We start from the raw sequence: 22998 nt of genomic DNA on the forward strand, positions 1-22998 counted from the left end.
GGGCCCGCCGGGGGCCGGGTAAGGGGTCGGGGCGCTCAGTCGGCCGGCCAGCCGGCCGGGCACTCGGGCGCTCCCTCACCGTCGTCGAAGCACTGACCCAGCCCCACCGGGCTCTCGACGGTGACCCGCTCACCGGAGAAGCCCTCGACCCGCAGACCCTCGCCCTCCACATCCACCCACGCGTCGACGATGGTGCCGTCGACGGGCGGCTCCACCGTCGTGAGCGAGAAGGAGAACGTCGTGCCGGGCTCGTAGGAGATGGAGGAGTAGGCGTCCAGGTCGAGGTTCTCCAGCTGCGACCTCGGCCGTGTGTCGTCGTCGATGGTGATCTCCGGGTCCTCGCCGACGAAGGTGCACCCGGCGGCGAGGACGAGACACAGTCCCGAGGCGACGCCCCCGAGCACGCTGGTCCGACTCACGCTGGCGATCCTCCCGAGTGGCTGGCGCGGTGGTCGAGCCACGCTACCGAGCCCAGCTCAGGCGCGGCGGTGCTCCGCGATCGGGTTCGCCAGCGTGCCGGCGTAGATCAGCGACTCGGCCTGGTCGGTCAGGTCGACCATCTGCAGTGTGTTGCGCAGCTGGAGCCGGTTCAGGCAGCTGTGCCGGAACTCCGGGCGGAACAGGTCGTACGCCGCGGCGGCGCCGGCGAGCTCCGGGTGGTCGTCGTGGTGCTCGCGCACGCACCGGCCCACCTCGGCCCAGAACGCCCGCTCCGGCAGCAGCCCGTCGACCTCGAGGATCGCGCCGAGGTAGCGCAGGAACCCGTCGAACACGTCGGTGTGCAGGGCGAGCGCCTTCACGTCGTCGGGCACCTTCGCCCGGACCCGCTCCACATCGGGCGGGAGCGGCCGGTCGTCCATCACCGCGATCTCCTCGCCGATGTCCTTCATCAGCGCGCGCACCGGCGCGCCGCCGCGCAGCACCAGCACAAGGTTCTCCCCGTGCGGCATGAACGCCAGCTCGTGGGCGAGCAGGCAGTGCACGACCGGCCGCACGTAGGCGCGCAGGTAGCGGCGCACCCAGGTCGCCGGATCGAGACCGGACGCCGCGACGAGCGCCGCCACGAACGAGCGGCCCGCCCGGTCGCGGTGCAGCAGGGAGGCCATCGTCACCAGCCGCTCACCGTCCGCGAGCCGGGAGACCGGGCTCTCCCGCCACAGCGCGGCCAGCATCTTCTGCTGCGGCGACTTCACCCCGCGCTCGTGGGCCAGGCCGTGGAAGGCGTCGCCGGTGTAGCCGACCGCCGCCCGTTCGCGCAGCACCTCGAAGCCGCACTCGCGCAGCGTCGCGTCGCCCTCGACGACCCCGGCCACCCAGTCGTTGATCGCGGGGGTCGGCCCCATGTAGGCGGGCGACAGCCCGCGCAGGAAGCCCATGTTCTGGATCGCGAGCGCGGTCTTCACGTAGTGCCGGTCGGGGCGGCTGGTGTTGAAGAACGTGCGGATCGACTGCTGCGGGCGGTAGTCGTCGGGGCCCGCACCGAGGTGCACCAGGTCGCGGCGGGCCAGGTCGGGGGCGAAGGTCACCGCCACCTTGTTCGTCCACTGCCACGGGTGCACCGGCAGGTAGAGGTAGTCGGCCGGGTCCAGGCCGAGCCCGGCCAGCACCCCGGCGAACCGTTCGCGGACCTCGGCGTCGAGCTCCTCGGCGTACAGGGTCTGCTCGGTGAGGCCCTCGCCGAGCGAGAGCCGGGTGTGCGCGCGCCGGGCGGCCAGCCAGACCAGCCGCACGTCGGCGCCGGTCTCGGGCGCGTAGGCGGTGTAGTCGTCGAGCCCGAAGCCGATCCGGCCGTTGTTGGCGACGAACGCCGGGTGGCCCTCGGTCATCGCGCCCTCGACGTCCTGGTAGCCGGCGTCGACCAGCTCGGAGACCGGCGCGTCGCGGTGGGCGAGCTTCCACATCGACGAGGCGAGGGTGGCGGCGAGCTCCTCGAGATAGGTGGCCAGCAGCTGCTCGGGGATGCCGAGCCGCTCGGCGAACTCGACCACGAACGCCTGCGCGTCAAGCGGTGCCTGCTCGCCGCCGCGGGTGCGAGTCAGGCTGGGCTCGTCGACGATCCAGTGGTCGAGCGCCGTGCGCCGGGCGGCGAAGCGATACGTCGTACGCCGGTCGGGGACGCTCAGCCGCCAGGCTCCCGCGCCGTCCGGCTCGGGGACGAGCAGCCGCTCGTGGCTGAACTCGGCGATCGCCTTGGCGACCAGGTGGCGCTCCGCCCGGTCGAGCAGGTCGGGCCGCAGGTGGTCGGCGGTGAGTTGAGGGGTCGGCCGAGAGGTCGATCGTTCCTCGACACGCCGGGTCTCGACAGGCTCGACCACCGGGGGGTGAACCGGTGACGGCTCGGCGAGAGACGAGGCCAGGAACGCCTCACGGGTGCAGAACGACAGCGCGGCCTGCTTGGTGGACAGCGGCACCACTCGGGCCACCTCGAACCCCGCGGCGGCGTTGAGGGCGGCGATCTTCTCGTTGCGCACGTCGGGCTCGACGACCACGCGGCGTACCGCCGGGTCGGCGAAGCAGTGCCGCAACACCGCGCCCATCACCGCGCGGGTGAAGCCGCGCACCGGCCGGTCGGTCGGCGCGACCAGCACGTGCATGCCGAGGTCTCCGTCGGCCAGGCCGCCCACCTCCGGCAGCGCCGCCAGCTCGGAGTGCGCCGGGTCGTAGGTCTCGGCGAGGAACGCCGGCACCCCGTCGGCGCGGCCGAGCCAGGCGTGGTGGTGCGGGTCGGCGGCGATCCGGGCGTACTCCGCGTGCACGTCGGCCACGGTCGCGTCCTGCATCTGCCAGAAGACCGAGCGTGGGTGGGTGACCCAGCCGTGCAGCGGGCCGAGGTGCTCGTCGAGGTCGAGCGGCTCGAGCGTGATCCGCGCGGGCAGCGAGCGCGTCATGCCGGCACCCCCGACGGCTCCGCGCGCAGGTGGTCGGGCACGCCGAAGGTCTGCACCGCGATCCGCTTCTCGACCGGGTAGACCTCCCGGCCGGTCATCGCCGCGATGATCACCGAGTTGCGGAAGGCGCCCATGCCGAGGTCGGGCGCGACGAAGCCGTGGGTGTGCTCCTCGGCGTTCTGCACGAAGATCTCGCCGCCACCCGTGTCGGCCGTGTCGACGGCATACGTCGCCGAGGCGGCGAACCGGCCGCGGTCGTCCCAGCGGATCCGCTCGCGCACCGGGTCGAGGAACGCCGGCACCTGCGCGGCGTACCCGGTGGCCAGGACGAGCCCCTCGGTGCGCAGCCCGAACCGCTCGCCGGTCTCGAGGTGGTGCAGGTCGAGGGCGTACGCCGCGCCGTCGCGGCGCCCGCCGGTGACCTCGGTGCTCGTCACGAGCGTCGTCCGCGGACCGTGGCCCTGCACCCGCAGCCGGTAGTGCAGGTCGAAGATCTCGTTCACCAGGTCGCTGCTGATGCCCTTGTAGAGCGCGCGCTGGTCGCGCAGCAGCCGGTCGCGGGTGCCGCCCGGCAGCCCCTGGAAGTAGGAGGTGTACTCCGGCGAGGTCATCTCGAGCGTGAGCTTGGTGTACTCCATTGGGAAGAACCGCGGCGAGCGGGTCAGCCAGGTCAGCTCGTAGTCGTGGTCGGGGCTTTCGGCGAGCAGGTCGCGGTAGACCTCGGCGGCGCTCTGCCCGCTGCCGACGATCGTGATCGAGCCGAGCCGTTGCAGGTCGGCCTTGTGGCGCAGGTAGTCCGCCGAGTGCAGGGCGTGACCCTCGCCGACGAGCAGTCGCAGCGCCTCGGGCACCCGCGGCTGGGTGCCGACGCCGAGCACCAGCCGCCGGCCGCGCCAGGTCTCGCCGGTTGCGGCGGTGACGACGTACGCCGCGCCGTCGTGCTCGACGCGGGTCACTGGCCGCCCGAACCGCACGTTCGGGAGCCGGGCGGCGGCCCAGCGGCAGTAGTCGTCGTACTCGCTGCGCAGCGGGAAGAACGACTCGCGGATGTAGAACGGGTAGAGGTTGCCGGTGTCCTTGAGATAGGCCAGGAACGAGTAGCGCGAGGTGGGGTCGGCCAGCGTGACCAGGTCGGCGAGGAACGGCACTTGCAGTGTGGCGTCGTCGAGCATCATGCCGGGGTGCCAGGCCAGCTCGTCGCGGGCCTCGAGGAAGACGCCGTCGAGGTCGGCGAGCGGCTCGGTGAGGCAGGCCAGCCCGAGGTTGAACGGGCCGAGGCCGATGCCCACGAAGTCGTGGGTGCGGTCGTCGGTGGGCGCGCGCATCAGGCCACCGCCTCGCGCAGTTCGGCGGCGAGCTCGTCCCCGGTCGCGGCCAGCAGGGTGCCGATGCCGACGACGTCGTCGACGGTCGTCATCGGGTTGAGCAGGGTGAGCTTGAGCCAGCAGCGGCCGTCGACCTTGGTCTTGGCGACCATCGCCGCGCCTCGCTCGTAGAGCGTGGCCCGGATGCGCGGGGCGAGCCGGTCGGCGTCGTCCTCGCTCAGGCCGTCGGGCCGGTAGCGCAGCACCAGGGTGCTCAGCTCGGGAGCCGCCGCGAACTCCAGGCGCGGGTCGTCGGCGAGGCGAGCGTGCGTCGCCTCGGCGAGGTCGCAGACCGCGTCGACGTAGTCGCCGATGGTGTCGGGTCCCATCACCCGCAGGGTGAGCCACAGCTTGAGCGCGTCGAAGCGGCGGGTGGTCTGCAGGCTCTTGTCCACCTGGTTGGGGTGGGCGGTGTCGGAGGCGTCGTGCGGGTTCAGGTAGTCGGCGTGCCAGGTGACGTGGCCCAGATGGGCGCCGTGCCGGACGAGCAGGGCGCTGGAGGAGACCGGCTGGAACCAGGTCTTGTGGTAGTCGACGGTGACCGAGTCGGCCCGTTCGATGCCGGCGAGCAGGTGGCGCCGGCGGGGGGAGACCAGGAGCCCACCGCCGTACGCCGCGTCGACGTGCAGCCAGGTGCCGTGCCGCGCGCAGAGGTCGGCGGCGGCCTCGAGCGGGTCGATCGCCCCGAAGTCGGTGGTGCCGGCGGTGGCGACGACGGCCATCGGGATGAGCCCGTGGCTCTTGCAGCCGTCGAGGGCGGCGCTCAGTGCGGCGGGGTCCATCCGGTGCCGGGCGTCGGTGGCGACGCTGACGACGGCGTGGTCGCCGAGCCCGAGCAGGCGGGCGGCCTTCTGCACGCTGAAGTGCGCCTCGGCCGAGGCGATCACCCGCAGCCGGGAGGCGTCGCCGGCGCTGCGGCCGGCGAGGGCGACGTCGCGGGCGAGCAGCAGCGCCTGGAGGTTCGACTGGGTGCCGCCGCTGGTGAAGATGCCGTCGGCGCCGGGCCCGAAGCCGATCCGGGCCGCGGTCCAGTCGACGAGGTGCCGCTCGACGAAGGTGCCGCCGACGCTCTGGTCGAAGGTGTCGAGGGAGGCGTTGACGCCGGAGACGAAGAGCTCGGCGAGCAGGGCCGGCACCACCACGGGGCAGTTGAGGTGGGCGGCGTAGGCCGGGTCGTGGAACCAGACGGTGTCGTCGAGCCAGAGCCGGCGCATCTCCGTCAGCGCCTGGGCGGCGTCGCCGAGGGGTCGGTCGAGGTCGACGTCGACGACCGGCTTCGCGGCCTGCGCCGGCAGCACGCCGGTCGCGGGGCCGCGCTGCGCGCGCATCGCGTCGCTGAGTGCGTCGAGACCGAGCGCCAACGAGGTCCGGTAGTCGTCGAGGTGGTCGGGGTGGAACAGGTGGGTCAGGGGCGAGCGCCGCTGCGTGGCGTGCGGGGGAGGGGTCACCGACGTCTGCCTTCCGAGCAGGAGAAGTAAGGTGAGCCTTACCTTAGTGACGTAGTCGGTGGATGCGACAACAGGGTTGTCCGTCGGTTGGGACGCCCATCTGCGAACCGCGACGGACTTGCGGGACCGAAACGGGGGCGTCTGCACGGTCGGCGGCGCGGCGGTCAACTGTGGAACTTGCTGTCAGCATCCGGCAGCAAGTGACACGTCAAGCTCGTGCCGGCGTCATCCGCAGGTGGGCGCCGGGATGCCGAGCGCCGGCTAGCGGTTCGAGCGCTGACCGGGCGGGCGCTGGCGCTCCCGGTCGTCGTCCGCGGGGTCCGTGCGCTCTTCGGCGGCGAACGCCGCGACGACCAGCAGCAGCACGATCGCCGCGAGCGCGCCGGCCACCCCACGCTGGTGCGCGGGCATCCGGCGTAGCGCCGCCAGCGCGCGCCGGGTCCGCGCCGCGATCGCGTCTCCGGCCCGGTCCGCAAAGCCAGGGGCCGGGGTGGCCGGAGCGGCGTCCGCCGCAGCGGAGGGCGGCGGAGGAACCGGGTGTCGGGCGGTGAGCACCCGGGTCGCCTGGGTCGGCACCGGCTCGGACGCAGCCCGTCCGGCAGCACCGCGCAGCACCGCGGCGACCTCCTCGGCCGCCGGCCGGCGCGCGGGATCCGGATCGGTCATCCGGCGCAGCAGGTCCGGCCACGGGGCCGGAAGGTCCGCGGGCACGTCGGGGACACGGTGCAGCCGGGCCATCGCCGCCTCGACCGCCGGACCGGGGTACTCACGGCGGCCGGTGAGCGCCTCCAGCAGCACTAGGCCCAGCGACCAGACGTCGACGGAGGTGGTCACCTCCGCGCCGCGGACCTGCTCGGGGGCGAGGTAGGCGGCCGTGCCGATGGCCTGTCCGGTCCGGGTGTGGCGGACCGTGTCGCCGAGCAGGCGGGCGATGCCGAAGTCGGCCAGCCGCACTCGGCCGTCGTCGCCCAGCAGCACGTTGGCCGGCTTCACGTCGCGGTGCACCACGCCCTGGCCGTGCGCGTACGCGAGCGCCTCGGCGAGCTGACCGCCGATCTCAGCGACCCGGTCGGCCTCGAGCGCGCGCCCCGAACAGCAGTCGGCCAGCGTCTCGCCGTCGACGAGCTCCATCACCAGGAACGGGTGATCGCCGGTGATGCCCGCGTCCAGAACCATCACCAGGTTGCGATGGCTGAGTGCGGCCAGGGTGCGGGCCTCGGCCACGAAACGCTCGCGGGCGGACTCCTCGGCGGTGGTGTCGCGTAGCACCTTGACCGCCACGGGCCGGTGCAGCAACTGGTCGGTGCCGCGGTGCACGTCGGCCATGCCGCCGCGACCGATCAGCCCCTCCAGCCGGTAGCGCCCGCCCAGCACCGGCTCGGCCGTGGTCTCGGGGTGGTCACCGGCCGGAGTCTCCTGCTGCACGTGCGGCTCCTGCGGTTCGGGGGTGTCGACCTCAGAAAGTGCCCCGAATCGCCGTCCGGCAATCGTGGCGCTGCTCCGCCCGACGGTCAGCCGACCGGTAGCTCGACCGGCTCGCCGTCGGTGGAGTCGACGATCAGGTCGTAGCGGATCCGCCCGCCGGGCTCGGCGTCGGCGAACGCGTGGACGACGGTCGCCACCTGGTCCTGCTCGAGCGTGGTATCGCCCCAGATCTCGACCTGCTCGGCGCGCGCACCGTCGGCGTCGACGTAGGTCGCCGGGAAGCCGACGATGACCTCGTCGGCATCGGCGGTGACCTCGGTGACGACGAAGAGGGCCCCGCTGGTGGGCGAGGTGTAGGCGACTCTCATCTCCGCGCTGCCGTGACCGGGCACCTCGATGGCCTCGCCGTCACCTGCGACGACCAGGTCGGCCACCGGCTCGTCGTTGACCAGGAAGGAGGCGATCGCGCCGTCGGTGCCCTCGATCTCGGTCCAGGTCACGCAGGTCGACTCGTCCGCGGGGTCGTCACAGGCCTGCCAGCCGCCGTCGACCTCGACGAGCGTGGCCGACGGTGCCGGCTCGCCCTCCTCGACGAACGCGGTCGCCACGCCCAGGCCGTACGCCGCATAGGTCGCGGCCGGCGACCCCGGCGCGGCGAGGCCCTGGATCGCCTCCAGGTCGGCGACCTGGCGGCTGGCCATCGCGGTGAAGAACGCCTCGACGTCCTCCGAGCTCGGGCCCTTCTCGCTGTCGGCACGGGCCGCGGTGCCGGTCGTGGAGTCCCCGTCGCCGTCGTCGGAACAGGCCGCGGTGCCGAGCAGCAGGCAGACAGGGAGCAGGACGAGCGGAACGGAGCGACGCAGCATGGCCACGACGCTAAGCGCGAGTCGCCTCCGCCCGCTGGCGAGAGTCGTCCACCTCGGCTGCGGTGCCCAAAAGCCGGCCGCACTCGGCGGCCAGCCGCGCCCGCAACGGCGCGCCGCGCTCCGCGAACCGGCGCTGCGCGGCGACGTACTCCTGCTTGCCCTCGGGCGTCTCGATCCGCACCGGGGTGAACGGCATCCCGTCGTGGTCCGCCAGCCCGGTCAGGTCATAGGGTGCCGCCCGCATGTCGAGCACCCGGATGTCGCGCGCCAGCTCGAAGCAGTCCGCGACCAGCTCCGAGGCCACCATCGGGCTGAGCCGGAACGCGTGCTTGTAGAGGTCCATGCCCGCGTGCAGGCAGCCGGGCTGTTCGAAGTCCGGGCGGTCGGCGGCGCCGGGCCGCAGCGCGTTCAGTGGCCGGGCCGGCTCGGTGAAGAACCGGTAGGCGTCGAAGTGGGAGCAGGCGATCCGGTGCGACTCGACGACCGCATCCGTCCCCTCGGGTCCCAGTCGCAGTGGCCAGTCCGCGTGCCGCGTCTCGTCGTCGGCGAGGCGGTAGACCATCGCCCACTCGTGCAGCCCGAAGCAGCCGTACGACGCCGGCCGGGACGCGCTCGCGCGCAGCAAGCGGCGGGTCGCCTCGAGCAGCGGACGCTGCGCGACGACGTACGCCGGGTCGACCGCGACGGTGCCGTCCTCGCGGCGCGCGTAGGCCTTGAGCTCCGCATGGTCGTCGGCGCCCTCGAGCGCCACCCCGACGCCCGGGTGCCAGCGCCGCAGCTGCGCCGGGCGGTGGGAGTAGTAGGTGAAGAGGAAGTCGTGCACCGGGTGCTTCACCCGCGCCTGGCGGCGGGCCAGGTGCGGGGCCACGAACGCGTCGACCCGGGCGGCGTGCGCCTCCGCGCGCACCGTCCACTCCGACCGTTCGAGAACCTGCACCGCCTCAGGGTAGGTCCCGCCTCAGCCGAGCCCCCAACGCGCGCCGTCACCGACGTGGACGCTGGCGAGGAAGGCCAGCATCGAGGGGTGCTCCCAGCCCGCGTCGTGCGGGTACTGGATGCGCACCACACCGGACGGTTCGTCTCCCCGGGTGTGGGTGGCGATCGTGGTGTAGCCGTCGCTCTCGGCGATCCAGAACCGGCGGCCCTCGTGGTCGACCGCCTCGCCGTGCGGCGGGTTGGCGTCGAACATGATCACCAGCTTGCCGCGGAAGTCGTCGGGGTGGGCCGACGTCGACCCGTCGTCGGGAGCGATCGTCACGGCCGTAGGGCTCTGACCCTGCACCGACCACCCGGTCGGGGTGAGGTCGAAGGAGTACGGCGCGGCGTCGAACCGCTCGGCGACGAGCCGGACGCCCTCCGGCGCGACCTGGGTGGCCTCGGTCGACGGAGACTCGGCGTCGGCGAGCACCGTGGCGGCACCGACCCCGAGGATGCTCGTCACGGCGAGGCCGGCGAGACCCGCCCGGAACCGCCGGCGGGTCCGGGCCCGGGCGGCGCGATGGGCGCGGGCGAGGTCGTCGGTGGGATCCGGCGACGGCAGGTCGGCCTCCGCGACCAGCGCGAGGGCCCGTTTGAGGTCAGGTGTCGGTGTCATGGGGATGCCTCCAGCGTCGGGTGTTCGGCGGGGGTGATGACGGTGCGCAGGTGGGCCAGGGCGCGGGCGTTCTGCGACTTCACGGTGCCGGTGGAGCAGCCGAGGACGCGCGCGGTCTCGGCCACGTCGAGGTCGTGCCAGTGCCGGAGCACGACCACGGCCCGCTGGCGGGGTCCGAGCGAGGCGAGCGCCGCGAGCACGACCGCCCGCGTGTCGAGGTCGGTGCCCGGGGTGGTCGGCTCGGCGACGAGCTCGCCTGCCGGGTCGGCCGTCGCGGTCTCCCGCCGCCGGTGGGCACGTCGGGTCTCGTCGATGAACGCGTGGGTGAGGCTCCGGCGGGCGTAGGCGAGCGGGCTGTCGGCGCGGCGTACCCGCCTCCACGACAGGTAGAGACGGGTCAACGTCGTCTGCACGACGTCCTCGGCGAACGCCTCGTCGCCGGCGCACAACAGGGTCGCCGTCCGCACCAGGTCGCGACGGTGGGTGCGGGTGAACTCGACGAACTCCGCGGTCCGGTCATCAGCGCGCACAGGTCCTCCTTCCACCCTGCTGACGGGTGCGGGCCCGACAACGGTTGCATGCACCCGCCCGGCAACCCGCCATGCAACCCGGTGTCCGCCGGCAGCGGTCAACGGGGCGTGAGAGAGAGCTGGTACGCCGCTGTCGCCGTCGCTGCCGTCTGCTCCGCCGTCGGCGCGGGGCTACTGGCCCAAGACCTGGACGACGTGGCCGTGACCCCCGCCCCGACCTCGGCACAGCCCTCGAGCGGCAGGGTCGCGCCCGGGGGGACCGGCCGGGACGTCGAGTCCGGCCCCTTCGACCGGACCGTGCACTCCACCGCCCACCCGAGCAGCATCTGGGTCGTCGTCAACAAGGCGAACCCGATCGAGCCGGCCGACTTCCGCCCCGAGGTCGCCCTGGTCCGCGGCTACCAGGTGGCGATCGCCGCGGCCGGGCCCCTCGAGCGCCTTCTCGTGGACGCCGACCGCCTGGGGTTGGGCTTCAAGATCGCCAGTGCCTTCCGCTCCTACGACTACCAGCGAGAGGTCCACGCGGCCACCGTCGCGAGCCGGGGCCGGGCGGCTGCCGACCGGGTCTCGGCGCGGGCCGGCCACAGCGAGCACCAGACCGGGCTGGCGGTCGACCTGGTCACGCCGGCCGACCCGGCGTGCGACTTCGAGGCCTGCTTCGCCGAGACCCCGGGCGGCCGGTGGCTGGCGAGCGAGGCGTGGCGCTACGGATTCGTCGTCCGCTACCGGCCCGGCAGCACCGCGATCACCGGCTACTCCCCGGAGCCGTGGCACCTGCGCTACGTCGGTCGGGGCCTGGCGGCCGAGTTGCGGCGTACCGGCGTGGGGACGCTCGAAGAGTTCTTCGGGGTCGCCGGGGGCGACTACCGCACCGGCTGACGTGCGAGCCCACCGTTGGGAGGGTCCCTCTCGGGCTTGACCTGCCTTGAGATGCTCTCAAGACACAGTGCGAACTGACTCTTGAGAGGGTGTCAAGAATGCCGGGGTCCCGCGCCGCCGACCAGGCGGGGAGACGGATTGCGATCCTGCACGCCGCCGAGGCCCGGCTGCGCGACGGCGGCCCCGCCGCGCTGTCGGTGGCGGCGATCGCCCGCGAGCTCGGCGTCGCACAGAACACCGTCTACTGGTACTTCCCCTCCCGGGCTCACCTCCTCGTCGCCGCGCTGGAGCGGCTGCTCGCCGCCGAGCTCGCGGAGCCGCCACCCGCCGACCTGCCACCGGTGCCCCGGCTCCTGTGGACCACCGACCGGTTGGCGTCCCTGTGGCCGATGTTCGGCTTTCTCTACGAGAACGCCGGTCGCTCGGAGGTGGTCGCCGACTGTCTCGCTCGCATCGACGAGGTGCTGACCGATCGCTTCACCGACGCCTTCCGCGAGCAGGTGCCGGCGCGCGAGGTCGGTGCCGCCGTCGCGGTGTTCCGGGCCACCGTCGACGGGGCCTTCGCGCGCGGCCTGGACGCCTCGACCCGGCGCCTGGTGCTGCGTTACGCCGCGGCCCGGCTCACTCGCGACCCCGGCCGGGCGTCGGAGCGGGGGCCGGGTCGTTAGGCTCGCCGGGTGCGCATCGCGAGATTCACCACGGGCGAGGAGCCCCAGTTCGGCGTCGTGACCGGAGAGGTCGACGAGTTCGGCCAGCCGGCCGACGACAGCGTCGTGGTCGCCCTGGCCGGCGACCCCCTCTACGTCGGGATCAAGCTGCTCGAGGAGCAGCACCGGCTGGCCGACGTCCGGCTGCTCGCGCCGGTGCTGCCGCGCAGCAAGGTCGTCGGCATCGGCCGCAACTACGCCGCCCACGCCGCCGAGATGGACAGCGACGTCCCGGACGAGCCGCTGATGTTCCTCAAGCCCAACACCAGCGTTGTCGGCCCGGGTGACCCGATCTTCTACCCCCGCCAGACCCAGGAGCTGCACTTCGAGGGCGAGCTCGCGCTGGTGATCGGCCGGATCTGCCGTGACGTGCCGCCGGAGCAGGCCACCGACGTGATCTTCGGCTACACGATCGGCAACGACGTGACCGCCCGCGACCTGCAGCGCAGCGACGTGCAGTTCACCCGGGCCAAGGGGTTCGACTCGTTCTGCCCCCTGGGCCCCTGGATCGAGACGGACCTCGACCCGCACGACTTCGCCGAGGGACGCGCGGTCCAGACCCACCTCAACGGCGACCTCAAGCAGGACGGCAGCACCCGCGACCTGATCTTCGACATCCCGACCCTGGTCGCCCACGTCTCGAGCGTGATGACGCTGCTCCCTGGCGACGTCATCCTCACCGGCACCCCCGCGGGTGTCGGCCCGATGGAGGTGGGCGACGAGGTCGAGGTCTCGATCGCCGGCCTCGGCACCCTCACGAACCCCGTCAAGGCAAGGTGACCCCCGCAGTGAGCAGCACCCCCACGACCGGCCCCGTCCGCGTCCGCATGGCCCCGAGCCCCACCGGCTCGCCGCACGTCGGCCTGGCCCGCACCGCCCTCTACAACTGGGCGTTCGCGCGCAAGCACGGCGGCACCTTCGTGTTCCGCATCGAGGACACCGACAAGGAGCGCAACACCGAGGAGTCCTACGAGTCGCTCATCGACCTGATGCAGTGGCTCGGCCTCTCCTGGGACGAGGGGGTCGTGGTCGGCGGCCCCTACGGCCCCTACCGCCAGTCCGAGCGCACCGACATCTACACCGACGTGCTCGCGAAGCTGCGCGAGTCGGCGTACACCTACGACTGCTACTGCACCACCGAGGAGGTCGACGCGCGCCGCAAGGCCTCCGGCTCCAAGGCGATGGGGTACGACGGCTTCTGCCGCGAGCTCTCCGAGGAGCAGGTGGCGGCCTTCCGCGGCGAGGGTCGCCAGCCGGTCGTGCGGTTCCGGATGCCGGAGGGCGAGATCACCTTCGACGACCTGGTCCGCGGGCCGATCACGTTCCAGACCGAGCACGTCCCCGACTTCGCGCTCGCCCGCGCCAACGGCGACCCGCTCTACACGCTGACCGCGCCGGTCGACGACGCCACCATGCGGATCACCCACGTGCTGCGCGGGGAGGACCTCCTCTCGAGCACCCCGCGTCAGATCGCGTTGTTCGAGGGCCTCAAGGCGATCGGGGTCGCCACGGGGACCCCCGCGTTCGGGCACCTGCCCTACGTCATGGGGGAGGGCAACAAGAAGCTCTCCAAGCGCGACCCGCAGGCGCACATGGCGCTCTACCGCGAGCAGGGCTTCCTCCCGGAGGGGCTGCTGAACTACCTCGCGCTGCTGGGGTGGGCGATCGCGGCCGATCGCGACGTGTTCACGCTCGCCGAGATGGTCGAGGCGTTCGACATCAAGGACGTCAACCCCAACCCGGCGCGCTTCGACCTCAAGAAGGCCGAGGCGATCAACGCGGCGCACATGCGGCTGCTCTCGCTCGACGAGATCACCCACCGGGTGCTGCCCCACCTCAAGGCCGCCGGCGTGGTCTCCGACCCGGTGAGCGACTCCGACGCCCAGCTTCTCGAGCTGGCCATGCCGCTGGTCGCCGAGCGCATCAACAAGCTCACCGAGGCCACCGACATGCTCGGCTTCCTGTTCGTCGACGAGGAGCACTTCACCGTCGACGAGGCCGACGCGGCCAAGCTTCTCGACGCCGACGGCCTCCGGGTCGTCCGGGCGGCCCACGACGCGCTGGCGGGCCTGCACGGCTGGGCGGCCGGCGACATCCAGGAGGCGTTGCAGTCCGCGCTGGTCGAGGGCCTGGGGCTCAAGCCGCGGCTCGCCTTCGGGCCGGTCCGGGTGGCCGTGAGTGGTCGCCGCGTGTCGCCGCCGCTGTTCGAGTCGATGGAGCTGCTCGGCCGCGACCGCAGCCTGGCGCGGCTGCAGCGCGCGCTGGGCTGACGGGCGACCGGGGGTGCTTGCTTCTCCGTCGGCCGGGCTGGCCTATCACGAGCTGTTCCGGGCGGGCCGGGGCAGCAGGTGGTGGTCGATCCTCGGCGTCTTCACGCTGCTGGCGCTGATGGTCGTGGTGATCCCGATCGGGCTCACCGTGGTCTTCCTGGTCGGCTACGCCGTCGCCGGCTCTGACGTGGGGGCGGCGCTGGACCGGCTGGTCGACCTCGACGACCCAACCCCGGTCAGCCTGGCCTACCTCAACCTGTCGCTGGCGGCCGCGATCCCGGTGGTGCTCGGCCTGGTGTGGCTGCTGCACGCCCTGCGACCCGGCTGGGCCTCGTCGGTGCGCGGGCGACTGCGCTGGGGCTGGCTGGCGACCTGCTTCGCGCTGGCGTTCGCGGCGCTCGTGGTGACCGTGCTGGTCTCCGCGCTGCTGCCGGCCCAGGGCGCCGACACCTCGATGGACGGCGGGCTCAACGACTTCACCACCACCACCCGCGACTTCGCGCTGGTGGTGCTGTTGCTCACGCCGCTCCAGGCCGCGGGGGAGGAGTACGCCTTCCGCGGCTACCTCACCCAGGCCTTCGGCGGGCTGCTCGGCTCCCGGTGGGTGGCGGTGCTCGGACCGGCGCTGCTGTTCGCCCTGGCGCACGGCGCCCAGGACCTGCCGGTCTTCTTCGACCGGTTCGCGTTCGGTGTGGTCTCGGGGATCCTCGTGATCGCCACCGGCGGCCTGGAGGCCGGCATCGCCATGCACGTGCTGAACAACTGGTTGGCCTTCGGGCTGGCGCTGGCGTTCGGCGACATGGCGTCCACGCTGAACCCCACCGGCGGCTCGTGGTGGAGCATCCCGGTGACGCTGACCCAGTCGCTGGCCTTCCTCGGGCTGACCCTGCTGGTGGCCCGCCGGATGGGCGTCGAGTCGCGCACCGGGGAGCCCGTTTTGGTGGCCCGAAACCCACCCGTGTAAGGTCTCTCCTCGGTTCCGGAAGGCGCTGGGAGGCGCCCGAAGTGAACCAAGTCAGTGGGATATGGTGTAATTGGCAGCACGACTGATTCTGGTTCAGTTAGTCTAGGTTCGAGTCCTAGTATCCCAGCGAGATCGCGGCCTGCGGGCCGCGATTTTGTGCGGATCCCCAGCGCAGGCTAGGGTTTCGCAGGTTGTTCGAGGCAGGCTCGAGAGGGTCGGTCGAGAGCGACCGCAGTGCATGCCCCCGTTGTGTAGCGGCCTAGCACGCCGCCCTCTCAAGGCGGTAGCGCCGGTTCGAATCCGGTCGGGGGTACCACACCGAGAAGGGCCCCGGTCGGCAGACCGGGGCCCTTCGTCGTGGAGCGAGCCGTCAGAGCTTCCAGCGGTAGTACTTCGCGCCGCCCTTGCCGGCGCTGTCGATGCAGGTGTCGGGGCAGCCGGCGGTCCCGGCCATCGCGAACGACGAGGCCCGCCAACGCAGCGTCCGGGTGCCCTTGTCGATCCTCTTCAGCGGGATCGTGATCCGGAACGAGCTGTCACCGGTCCGCTTGGAGGGGACGGTGGAGCACTTGCGCGGCTCTCCCGAGCCCGTGACCCGGTAGCTGCAGATGTCGGCCGAGACCTCGCCGTCGCGGTATCGCACGGCGGCGCCGCGGATGATCTTCTTCGAGATCCGGAAGTCGGCGCCGAGCCCCCCGGGGAAGGTCAGGTCCTCGTCGGCGATCGCCTCCCACGTCCGGAAGGTGACGACGATCTTCTTGCCGTCCTTGGTCAGCGTCACCCGCTTGAGGTCCAGGTTGGAGGCGACGTCGCCCTGGGCGTCCTTCCTGGTGGTCGACGTCGCGGCCTGCGCGGCAGCAGGGGTCAGCAGGACGAGACTGGCGGTGACGAGAGCGGCCAGGGTGCGGCGCATGCGGTTCCTCCGAGGGTCGGTGCGGGTGGCGGACAGGTCCTTCCCTGCGCTGTCCCGCTCTAACCCGGTTCCGGGGGTCTTTCACCGTGAGGCGCTCAGCCGCACAGCCCGTTCTCGGCTGCGTCCTCGGGCGAGCCGCCGGGGTTCCTGCCGCTGACCGCGCCCTTGCCGAGCCGGCCCAGCGGCTCGTCGGCGATGACCTTGCGCCACAGCTTCTCGGCGTCCTCGGTCAGCTCGAGTCGGCCCCAGTTCGGGTCTTCGCGGGGGAACTCGGCAGTAGGAGCGGTCACGAACCGGATGTCGCGCAGGTCGGCGTGCTGCAGCGACTCGGCGAGCTGGACGAGCTTGCCCGCCGAAGCGAGGTCCGGGCTGGTCTGCAGCGAGCCGGTCAGGGCCCGAGCGAAGGAGTAGAGCTTGTCGGGCCGGGTGAGCGTGCCGGCGGTGAGGACCTTGCCGATCATCGAGGCCATGAACGCCTGCTGCCGCTTCATCCGGCCGAGGTCGGAGTTCGGGGTGGAGCTGCGCTGGCGGACGTAGTCGAGGGACAGGTCACCGTCGAGGGTCTGGGTGCCGGCGTCGAAGTAGATCTTGGCCTTGTCGTCGGCGATCGGCTCGGGGATGCAGACCTCGACGCCGTCGATCGCGTCGACCATGTCCTTGAAGCCGCCGAAGTCCAAGACGACATAGGAGTCGACGTAGATGCCGGTCGTGGCCTCGAGCTGGGCCGCCGTGCACTGCGGTCCGGCGAGTGCGAGCGCCTCGTTCCAGGTGGCGTCCTGCTCGGCCGGCACGATCTCGCCGCCGGGCTCACCGCCGACGACGCACTCCGGACGGTCGACGAGCGTGTCCCGCGGGATCGAGATGCCGTACGCCGACTCGCGACCGTCGGCGACGTGCAGCAGGATCGTCGTGTCCGAGCCGCCCCCGCCGGACTCGGCGTCCACCCCGCAGTCGACGCAGTCGCGGCGGTCGGTGCCCAGCACGAGGATGTTCAGCTCCGAGGTGTCGTGCACCGGCTGCTTCCGGTCGACCTCGTGCTCGATCCCCGGCCCCTCCTCGATGCCGCGGTCGACCTCCGAGTAGGCCAGGGTCACCGTGAGCCCGGTGACCAGGGCGACGACCAGCTCGGCGACGAGGATGACGCGCAGCACGGGGCGGCGGCGACGCCGGCGGTGGGGCATGCAGGGGTCCTTCCAGCAGGGATCCCGAGAGTCGTGGCTCGTCCGGAGCCTACGGGGCCGTCGGTGCCGATCGGTGGCGTTAGGCTCGCGACCGTGTCCGATTCCCGCCAGAGAGTGTCGGTGGCGTCGGTCACGATGGAGCCATGACCAGCTCGTCCGGCAGTCGCGCGGTGCTCGATCCCGAGTCCTGCTATCGCGCCGTGAAGTCCCGCGACCGTCGGTTCGACGGCGTGTTCTTCACCGCCGTGCGCACCACCGGCATCTACTGCCGCCCCTCCTGCCCGGCCCGCACCCCGGCGTACGCCAACGTCACGTTCCACCCCAGCGCCGCAGCCGCCCAGGCGGCCGGCTACCGCGCCTGCAAGCGCTGCCTGCCCGACGCCACACCCGGGAGCCCCGACTGGGACGTCCGCGCCACCGCCGCGGGTCGCGCGATGCGCCTCATCGGCGACGGTGTGGTCGACCGCGAGGGGGTCGACGGGCTCGCCGGCCGGCTGGGCTACACCCCTCGGCACCTCACCCGGCTGCTGACCGCCGAGCTCGGCGCCGGGCCTCTCGCGCTGGCCCGGGCCCGCCGGGCGCAGAACGCGCGCGTGCTGATCGAGACCACCGACCTCGGCTACGCCGACGTCGCGTTCGCGGCCGGCTTCTCCAGCGTCCGGCAGTTCAACGAGACGATGCGCGACGTCTACGACGCTTCGCCCACGCAGCTGCGCGGGCGACGGGGGCGGCCGGCGGCCACCCGCGGCACGGTGTCGCTGCGCCTCGCCGTGCGCTCCCCGTTCGCGGGTGAGGCGCTGCTCGACTTCCTGGCCCACCACCTGGTGCCGGGCGTCGAGGCCGTCGGCGAGGGGTGGTACGCCCGCACGCTCGACCTGCCGTTCGGGCCCGGCTGCGTGCGGCTCGAGGTGGGCGCCGCCGACCGGGCCGAGAGTGGGGCGACCGCGTTCGTCCCGGCGACGTTCACGCTCACCGACCTGCGCGACACCGGCGCCGCCGTCGAGCGCACCCGCCGGCTGCTCGACGCCGACTGCGACCCGGTCGCGGTCGACGCCCACTTCGCCGGCGACCCGCTCGTGGGACCGCTGGTCCGGCGGCGGCCCGGACTGCGCGTGCCCGGCCAGGTCGACGGTGACGAGCTCGCCGTGCGGGCGGTCGTCGGGCAGCAGGTCAGCGTGGCGGGGGCCCGCACCGTCACCGGGCGCCTGGTGGCCGAGCACGGCCGTCGGGTCGAGACCGGCGTGCCCGGCCTGACCCACCTGTTCCCAGACGCCGAGACCCTGGCTGAGGTCGACCCGGCATCGCTGCCGATGCCGCGCGCCCGCGGGCGCGCGCTGGTCGGGCTCGCGGCGGCGCTGGCCCGTCGCGACATCGCGCTCGACCGAGGTGCCGACCGCGACGGTGTCCGCTCGGCCCTGCTCGCCCAGCCGGGCATCGGCCCCTGGACCGCCGACTACGTCGCGCTGCGTGCGCTCGGCGACCCCGACGTGTTCCTGCCCACCGACCTGGGCGTGCGGCAGGCGCTCACCCGGCTCGGCCGCGACCTCGCCGAGCTCAGCCCGGCGGCTTGGCGCCCCTGGCGCTCCTACGCCCTGCTCCACCTGTGGCAGACGCTCATGCCGTCGGCCACCGTTGCGACGACGACCCCCTCCGGAGGTGCCCCGTGTGGACCCTGACCCCCAGCCCTGTCGGCGAGATCCGCGTGACCGAGCGTGACGGCGCGATCGTCGCGCTGGAGTTCGCCCCACTGCCCGAGGCCAGACTGCTCCCCGAGTCCGAGCGCGACGACGAGCACCCGCTGCTGCGCGAGGCGGTGCGCCAGCTGGACGCCTACTTCGCCGGCGAGCTCCGTGAGTTCGACCTGCCGCTGGCGCCTGTCGGCACCCCGTTCCAGATGCGCGTGTGGCAGGAGCTGCGCGGCATCGGCTACGGCGAGACCACGTCGTACGGCGCCATCGCGGCACGGCTGGGCATGGTCCCCGGGGCCTCGCGGGCCGTCGGCCTGGCCAACGGTCGCAACCCGATCGCGATCGCGATCCCCTGCCACCGGGTGATCGGCGCCAACGGCACCCTCACCGGGTACGCCGGCGGCCTCGACCGCAAGCGGGCGCTGCTGGGGCTCGAGCGGGGCGCGGGGGTCGAGGCCGGCGCACTGTTCTGACCGTGCGGGTCGGCTACTCCGCGGCCGCGCGCCGCAGCGACTCCGAGAGCCGCTCGGCCGCGGCGATGACCGCCGGGGCGTGCATGCGGCCCGGCTGGCGGGAGAGCCGCTCGAGCGGCCCGGAGACCGACACCGCCGCGATCACCTTGCCGCCGGGGGAGCGCACCGGTGCGGAGACCGAGGCGACCCCCTGCTCGCGCTCGCCGACCGACTGGGCCCAGCCGCGCTTGCGCACCCCCGAGAGCGCGGCCGCCGAGAACGCCGAGGTCTGCAGGCCGCGGTGCATCCGCTCGGGGTCCTCCCAGGCGAGCAGCACCTGCGCGGCCGAGCCGGCCCGCATGGTCAGCTGCGAGCCGACCGGGATGGTGTCGCGCAGTCCACTGGGCCGCTCGGCGGCGGCCACGCAGACGCGGTGGTCGCCCTGGCGCCGCCACAACTGGGCGGACTCCCCGGTGATGTCGCGGAGCCGGGCCAGCACCGGGCCGGCGGTGGCGAGCAGCCGGTCCTCGCCGGCGGCGGCGGACAGCTCGGCCAGGCGCGGCCCGAGGACGAACCGGCCCTGCATGTCGCGCGCCACCAGGCGGTGATGCTCCAGGGCGACGGCCAGGCGGTGGGCCGTGGGCCGGGCCAGGCCGGTGCCGGCGACCAGGCCGGCCAGGGTCGCGGGGCCGGACTCGAGGGCGGTGAGCACGAGGGCGGCCTTGTCCAGCACGCCGACGCCACTGGAAGAGTTGTCCATATGGCAATACTGACGTCTCAGATCATGGGATGCAAGGGGTAGCATGTGTGACCTGCCTGGCTTCCGGCCCGAGACCCGGGCGGCGGTCGGGCGCCAGTGACAGCATCGGCTGGCAGCACCTGCCAGCACACGAGCGAGCATCGAGGGAGCACGTCATGGGCAAGACCCTGGCCGAGAAGGTCTGGGACGAGCACGTCGTCCGGTCCACCGCTGGAGAGCCGGACCTGCTGTACATCGACCTCCACCTCATCCACGAGGTGACGTCGCCGCAGGCGTTCGACGGTCTCCGGCTCGCCGGGCGCACCGTCCGCCGTCCCGACCTCACCCTCGCCACCGAGGACCACAACGTCCCCACCCTCGACTGGGACAAGCCGATCGCCGACCCGGTGTCGCGCACCCAGGTCGAGACGCTGCGCCGCAACGCCGAGGAGTTCGGCGTCCGGCTGCACCCGCTGGGCGACATCGAGCAGGGCATCGTGCACGTGGTCGGCCCGCAGCTGGGCCTGACCCAGCCGGGCATGACGATCGTCTGCGGCGACAGCCACACCAGCACCCACGGCGCCTTCGGCGCGATCGCGTTCGGCATCGGCACCTCCGAGGTCGAGCACGTGCTCGCGACCCAGACCCTGATGCAGGCGAAGCCGAAGACGATGGCGGTCACCGTCAACGGCAGCCTGCCCGCCGGGGTCACCGCCAAGGACCTCGTGCTCACGCTGATCGCGCACACCGGCACCGGCGGCGGTCAGGGCTACATCGTGGAGTACCGCGGCCAGGCGATCCGCGAGCTCTCCATGGAGGCCCGGATGACCGTGTGCAACATGAGCATCGAGTGGGGCGCCAAGGCCGGCATGATCGCCCCCGACCAGACCACCTTCGACTACATCGAGGGCCGCCCCGAGGCGCCCAAGGGTGCCGACTGGGACGCCGCGGTGGCGCACTGGCGCACCCTGGTCACCGACGACGACGCCGTCTTCGACGAGGAGATCGTGCTCGACGCCTCCACGATGACCCCGTTCGTCACCTGGGGCACCAACCCCGGCCAGGGTGTCCCGCTGGGCGCCTCGGTGCCCGACCCCGCCAGCTTCGAGGACGACAGCGACCGGGTGGCCGCCGAGAACGCCCTGCGCTACATGGGCCTCGAGGCCGGCACCGCGATGCGCGAGGTCAAGGTCGACACCGTCTTCGTCGGCTCCTGCACCAACGGCCGCATCGAGGACCTGCGCACCGCCGCCGAGATCGTCAAGGGCCGCAAGGTCGACCCCGACACCCGCCTGCTCGTCGTGCCCGGATCGGTCCGGGTCCGGCTGCAGGCCGAGGAGGAGGGCCTCGACGTGGTGTTCAAGGAGGCCGGCGGCGAGTGGCGCGGCGCCGGCTGCTCGATGTGCCTGGGCATGAACCCCGACCAGCTCACCCCCGGCGAGCGCAGCGCGTCGACGTCGAACCGCAACTTCGAGGGCCGGCAGGGCAAGGGCGGCCGCACCCACCTGGTGTCGGTGCCGGTCGCCGCGGCCACCGCGATCCGCGGCACGCTGTCCTCGCCCGCCGACCTCGAGCCGGTGACGGCGCCGAGCTGACGCCGCGCCTCGCCCGATCTCGACAAAGCTCGATCACCGAAGGAACGTCATGGAGAAGTTCACCACCCACACGGGCGTCGGAGTGCCGCTGCGCCGCAGCAACGTCGACACCGACCAGATCATCCCCGCGGTCTACCTCAAGCGGGTCACCCGCACCGGCTTCGAGGACGGCCTCTTCGCCGCGTGGCGCGGCGACGCCGACTTCGTCCTCAACAACCCGGCGTACGCCGGCGGGTCGGTGCTGGTGGCCGGGCCCGACTTCGGCACCGGCTCCTCGCGCGAGCACGCCGTCTGGGCGCTGCAGAACTACGGCTTCAAGGCCGTGATCTCGCCCCGCTTCGCCGACATCTTCCGGGGCAACTCCGGCAAGGCGGGCCTGCTCGCCGCCCAGGTCGACGAGAAGGTCGTGCAGCGGCTGTGGGACCTGCTCGACGCCCAGCCCGGCGCCACCGTCACCGTCGACCTCGAGTCGCGCACGGTGCGCGCGGGTGAGGGCCCCGACGCGATCGAGGACTCCTTCGACATCGACGACTACACCCGCTGGCGGCTGCTCGAGGGGCTCGACGACATCGGGATCACCCTCGGCCACGCCGACGACATCTCCGCCTTCGAGCAGCAGCGTCCCAGCTGGAAGCCGGCCACGCTCTGACCTGTCGATCGACCCCTCGACCGTCCCGGCGACGGGCCCGGCCCCGTCTGGACGGGCAGAAATATCCGGAGCGGGTTTCGGCGTGGCGATTGTGGCGAAGGCCACGACTACCTAGCGTGCGCAGGAAGAATGTCGAGCACAGGCTCGGCTCCGGGTTCATTGGAAGGGAAGACAGTGAACAAGACTGAGCTGATCGACGCGCTGGCCGCGCGCTTCGAGGGCAACCGCAAGGCCGCCGCGCACGCGCTCGAGTCGGTGCTCGACACGATCACCCGTGAGGTCGCCAAGGGCGAGAAGGTGGCGATCACCGGCTTCGGGTCGTTCGAGAAGCGGGTGCGCGACGCCCGTTGGGTGCGCAACCCGCGGACCGGCGAGCGGATGAAGGCCAAGAAGACCGCCGTCCCCAAGTTCAGCCCGGGCGCGGACCTGAAGAACGTCGTCTCGGGGGCCAAGAAGCTGCCCAAGCTGACCGTCGCCGCCTCGGGGTCGGCCGCCAAGGCTGCCGCCGCCGCTCCCGGTCGGGCCGCCGCCGCGGCGCGCAAGGCGACGCCGGCCAAGAAGGCGACGACCACGAAGACGGCCACGAAGGCGCCGGCGAAGAAGACCAGCAGCGCGCCCACCACCAAGGCGGCGGCTTCCAAGACGGCCGCGAAGTCGACCACCGCCAAGAAGGCACCGGCCAAGAAGACCGCGGCGAAGTCGACGCCGGCGAAGAAGACCGCGACCAAGAAGACGACCACGGCGACCGCCAAGAAGGCGCCGGCGAAGAAGACCGCCAAGAAGTCCTGACCCGACACGCACGGCCGGGCCGCTCTCCCGCTCGGGAGGGCGGCCCGGTGGCGGTTC

The 22998-nt window shown here is 72.8% G+C and carries 22 protein-coding genes and 2 tRNA genes; 12 read left to right on the forward strand and 12 right to left on the reverse strand.

Going from position 1 to position 22998, the window contains the following annotated elements; translation table 11 throughout:
• Positions 1-35: 35 nt before the first annotated feature.
• From D6B71_RS03780 to D6B71_RS03820, 9 genes are all read right to left on the reverse strand, one after another.
• Positions 36-419, reverse strand: coding sequence for a hypothetical protein (locus D6B71_RS03780; protein ID WP_121252179.1), 384 nt, complete (start codon positions 417-419; stop codon positions 36-38).
• 57 nt (positions 420-476) lie between these two features.
• Positions 477-2888 carry a GNAT family N-acetyltransferase gene (locus D6B71_RS03785; protein WP_121252181.1) on the reverse strand — a complete coding sequence of 804 codons (2412 nt, stop codon included), beginning with the start codon at positions 2886-2888 and terminating at the stop codon, positions 477-479.
• The gene (locus D6B71_RS03790; RefSeq protein WP_121252183.1) at positions 2885-4213 is read right to left on the reverse strand and encodes a lysine N(6)-hydroxylase/L-ornithine N(5)-oxygenase family protein; all 1329 of its coding nucleotides are present in this window, start codon (positions 4211-4213) and stop codon (positions 2885-2887) included. Before D6B71_RS03790 ends, D6B71_RS03785 begins: the two co-directional genes overlap by 4 nt.
• Positions 4213-5700 (reverse strand): pyridoxal phosphate-dependent decarboxylase family protein, encoded by a 1488-nt coding sequence (locus D6B71_RS03795; protein WP_240641062.1) that lies wholly within the window; start codon positions 5698-5700, stop codon positions 4213-4215. Before D6B71_RS03795 ends, D6B71_RS03790 begins: the two co-directional genes overlap by 1 nt.
• Before the next feature lie 261 nt (positions 5701-5961).
• Positions 5962-7125 carry a serine/threonine-protein kinase gene (locus D6B71_RS03800; RefSeq protein WP_121252185.1) on the reverse strand — a complete coding sequence of 388 codons (1164 nt, stop codon included), beginning with the start codon at positions 7123-7125 and terminating at the stop codon, positions 5962-5964.
• An 86-nt stretch (positions 7126-7211) separates the two neighbouring features.
• Positions 7212-7991 carry a hypothetical protein gene (locus tag D6B71_RS03805; RefSeq protein ID WP_126688182.1) on the reverse strand — a complete coding sequence of 260 codons (780 nt, stop codon included), beginning with the start codon at positions 7989-7991 and terminating at the stop codon, positions 7212-7214.
• A gap of 10 nt (positions 7992-8001) precedes the next feature.
• Positions 8002-8928, reverse strand: coding sequence for a 3-methyladenine DNA glycosylase (locus D6B71_RS03810; protein ID WP_121252189.1), 927 nt, complete (start codon positions 8926-8928; stop codon positions 8002-8004).
• A 21-nt stretch (positions 8929-8949) separates the two neighbouring features.
• Positions 8950-9585, reverse strand: a complete 636-nt coding sequence (locus D6B71_RS03815; RefSeq protein WP_121252191.1) for a hypothetical protein — start codon at positions 9583-9585, stop codon at positions 8950-8952.
• A complete protein-coding gene (locus D6B71_RS03820; RefSeq protein WP_121252193.1) occupies positions 9582-10115 on the reverse strand; it encodes a SigE family RNA polymerase sigma factor in 534 nt (177 codons plus the stop codon). The genes D6B71_RS03815 and D6B71_RS03820 overlap by 4 nt, the downstream gene beginning before the upstream one ends.
• Positions 10116-10223: 108 nt before the next feature.
• Between D6B71_RS03820 and D6B71_RS03825 the strand changes: the two genes are divergently transcribed.
• The 7 genes from D6B71_RS03825 (at position 10224) to D6B71_RS03855 (ending at position 15251) form a co-directional block, all read left to right on the forward strand.
• Entirely contained in the window at positions 10224-10994 is a 771-nt protein-coding gene (locus D6B71_RS03825) for a M15 family metallopeptidase (protein ID WP_164519531.1), read from the forward strand.
• Between the two features lie 98 nt (positions 10995-11092).
• Complete coding sequence (locus D6B71_RS03830) at positions 11093-11662, forward strand: TetR/AcrR family transcriptional regulator (protein WP_121252198.1); 570 nt, start codon at positions 11093-11095, stop codon at positions 11660-11662.
• A gap of 9 nt (positions 11663-11671) precedes the next feature.
• The gene (locus D6B71_RS03835) at positions 11672-12481 is read left to right on the forward strand and encodes a fumarylacetoacetate hydrolase family protein (RefSeq protein ID WP_121252200.1); all 810 of its coding nucleotides are present in this window, start codon (positions 11672-11674) and stop codon (positions 12479-12481) included.
• 47 nt (positions 12482-12528) lie between these two features.
• Positions 12529-13971 (forward strand): glutamate--tRNA ligase, encoded by a 1443-nt coding sequence (gene gltX / locus D6B71_RS03840; RefSeq protein WP_420846302.1) that lies wholly within the window; start codon positions 12529-12531, stop codon positions 13969-13971.
• A gap of 13 nt (positions 13972-13984) precedes the next feature.
• On the forward strand, positions 13985-14935 hold the full coding sequence (locus D6B71_RS03845; RefSeq protein ID WP_164519532.1) for a CPBP family intramembrane glutamic endopeptidase: 951 nt from the start codon (positions 13985-13987) through the stop codon (positions 14933-14935).
• 55 nt (positions 14936-14990) lie between these two features.
• Positions 14991-15062 (forward strand) — tRNA-Gln (locus tag D6B71_RS03850).
• Positions 15063-15175: 113 nt separating this feature from the next.
• Positions 15176-15251 (forward strand) — tRNA-Glu (locus tag D6B71_RS03855).
• A 54-nt stretch (positions 15252-15305) separates the two neighbouring features.
• Here D6B71_RS03855 and D6B71_RS03860 read toward each other — a convergent pair.
• Together D6B71_RS03860 and D6B71_RS03865 are read right to left on the reverse strand one after the other, a co-directional pair.
• A complete protein-coding gene (locus D6B71_RS03860) occupies positions 15306-15848 on the reverse strand; it encodes a hypothetical protein (protein ID WP_121252206.1) in 543 nt (180 codons plus the stop codon).
• Positions 15849-15943: 95 nt separating this feature from the next.
• Entirely contained in the window at positions 15944-17029 is a 1086-nt protein-coding gene (locus D6B71_RS03865; protein ID WP_121252207.1) for an LCP family protein, read from the reverse strand.
• A gap of 143 nt (positions 17030-17172) precedes the next feature.
• Between D6B71_RS03865 and D6B71_RS03870 the strand changes: the two genes are divergently transcribed.
• A complete protein-coding gene (locus tag D6B71_RS03870) occupies positions 17173-18705 on the forward strand; it encodes an AlkA N-terminal domain-containing protein (RefSeq protein WP_121252209.1) in 1533 nt (510 codons plus the stop codon).
• Positions 18693-19190: a methylated-DNA--[protein]-cysteine S-methyltransferase gene (locus tag D6B71_RS03875; protein ID WP_121252211.1), complete on the forward strand. Its 498-nt coding sequence runs from the start codon at positions 18693-18695 to the stop codon at positions 19188-19190. Before D6B71_RS03870 ends, D6B71_RS03875 begins: the two co-directional genes overlap by 13 nt.
• Positions 19191-19203: 13 nt before the next feature.
• On the opposite strand, the gene D6B71_RS03880 is transcribed toward D6B71_RS03875, so the two are convergent.
• Complete coding sequence (locus D6B71_RS03880; RefSeq protein WP_121252213.1) at positions 19204-19929, reverse strand: IclR family transcriptional regulator; 726 nt, start codon at positions 19927-19929, stop codon at positions 19204-19206.
• 155 nt (positions 19930-20084) lie between these two features.
• On the opposite strand from D6B71_RS03880, the gene leuC reads away from it, so the two are divergent.
• From leuC to D6B71_RS03895, 3 genes are all read left to right on the forward strand, one after another.
• Positions 20085-21503, forward strand: a complete 1419-nt coding sequence (leuC, locus tag D6B71_RS03885) for a 3-isopropylmalate dehydratase large subunit (RefSeq protein ID WP_121252215.1) — start codon at positions 20085-20087, stop codon at positions 21501-21503.
• 49 nt (positions 21504-21552) lie between these two features.
• Positions 21553-22152 carry a 3-isopropylmalate dehydratase small subunit gene (leuD, locus tag D6B71_RS03890; RefSeq protein WP_121252217.1) on the forward strand — a complete coding sequence of 200 codons (600 nt, stop codon included), beginning with the start codon at positions 21553-21555 and terminating at the stop codon, positions 22150-22152.
• Between the two features lie 174 nt (positions 22153-22326).
• Positions 22327-22941, forward strand: a complete 615-nt coding sequence (locus D6B71_RS03895; protein ID WP_206051549.1) for an HU family DNA-binding protein — start codon at positions 22327-22329, stop codon at positions 22939-22941.
• The last annotated feature ends 57 nt before the right edge of the window (positions 22942-22998 follow it).

It is taken from the genome of Nocardioides ferulae (genome assembly GCF_003660455.1).
Taxonomy (GTDB): domain Bacteria; phylum Actinomycetota; class Actinomycetes; order Propionibacteriales; family Nocardioidaceae; genus Nocardioides; species Nocardioides ferulae.

Excerpts from the sequence above, each read along its gene's own strand:
- D6B71_RS03805 (WP_126688182.1), bottom strand. The coding sequence starts at position 7,991 with ATGCTGCGTCGCTCCGTTCCGCTCGTCCTGCTCCCTGTCTGCCTGCTG.
- leuC (WP_121252215.1), top strand. The coding sequence starts at position 20,085 with ATGGGCAAGACCCTGGCCGAGAAGGTCTGGGACGAGCACGTCGTCCGG.
- gltX (WP_420846302.1), top strand. The coding sequence starts at position 12,529 with ATGGCCCCGAGCCCCACCGGCTCGCCGCACGTCGGCCTGGCCCGCACC.
- D6B71_RS03815 (WP_121252191.1), bottom strand. The coding sequence starts at position 9,585 with ATGACACCGACACCTGACCTCAAACGGGCCCTCGCGCTGGTCGCGGAG.
- D6B71_RS03790 (WP_121252183.1), bottom strand. The coding sequence starts at position 4,213 with ATGCGCGCGCCCACCGACGACCGCACCCACGACTTCGTGGGCATCGGC.
- D6B71_RS03880 (WP_121252213.1), bottom strand. The coding sequence starts at position 19,929 with ATGGACAACTCTTCCAGTGGCGTCGGCGTGCTGGACAAGGCCGCCCTC.
- D6B71_RS03830 (WP_121252198.1), top strand. The coding sequence starts at position 11,093 with ATGCCGGGGTCCCGCGCCGCCGACCAGGCGGGGAGACGGATTGCGATC.
- D6B71_RS03870 (WP_121252209.1), top strand. The coding sequence starts at position 17,173 with ATGACCAGCTCGTCCGGCAGTCGCGCGGTGCTCGATCCCGAGTCCTGC.
- D6B71_RS03785 (WP_121252181.1), bottom strand. The coding sequence starts at position 2,888 with ATGACGCGCTCGCTGCCCGCGCGGATCACGCTCGAGCCGCTCGACCTC.
- D6B71_RS03860 (WP_121252206.1), bottom strand. The coding sequence starts at position 15,848 with ATGCGCCGCACCCTGGCCGCTCTCGTCACCGCCAGTCTCGTCCTGCTG.
- D6B71_RS03865 (WP_121252207.1), bottom strand. The coding sequence starts at position 17,029 with ATGCCCCACCGCCGGCGTCGCCGCCGCCCCGTGCTGCGCGTCATCCTC.
- leuD (WP_121252217.1), top strand. The coding sequence starts at position 21,553 with ATGGAGAAGTTCACCACCCACACGGGCGTCGGAGTGCCGCTGCGCCGC.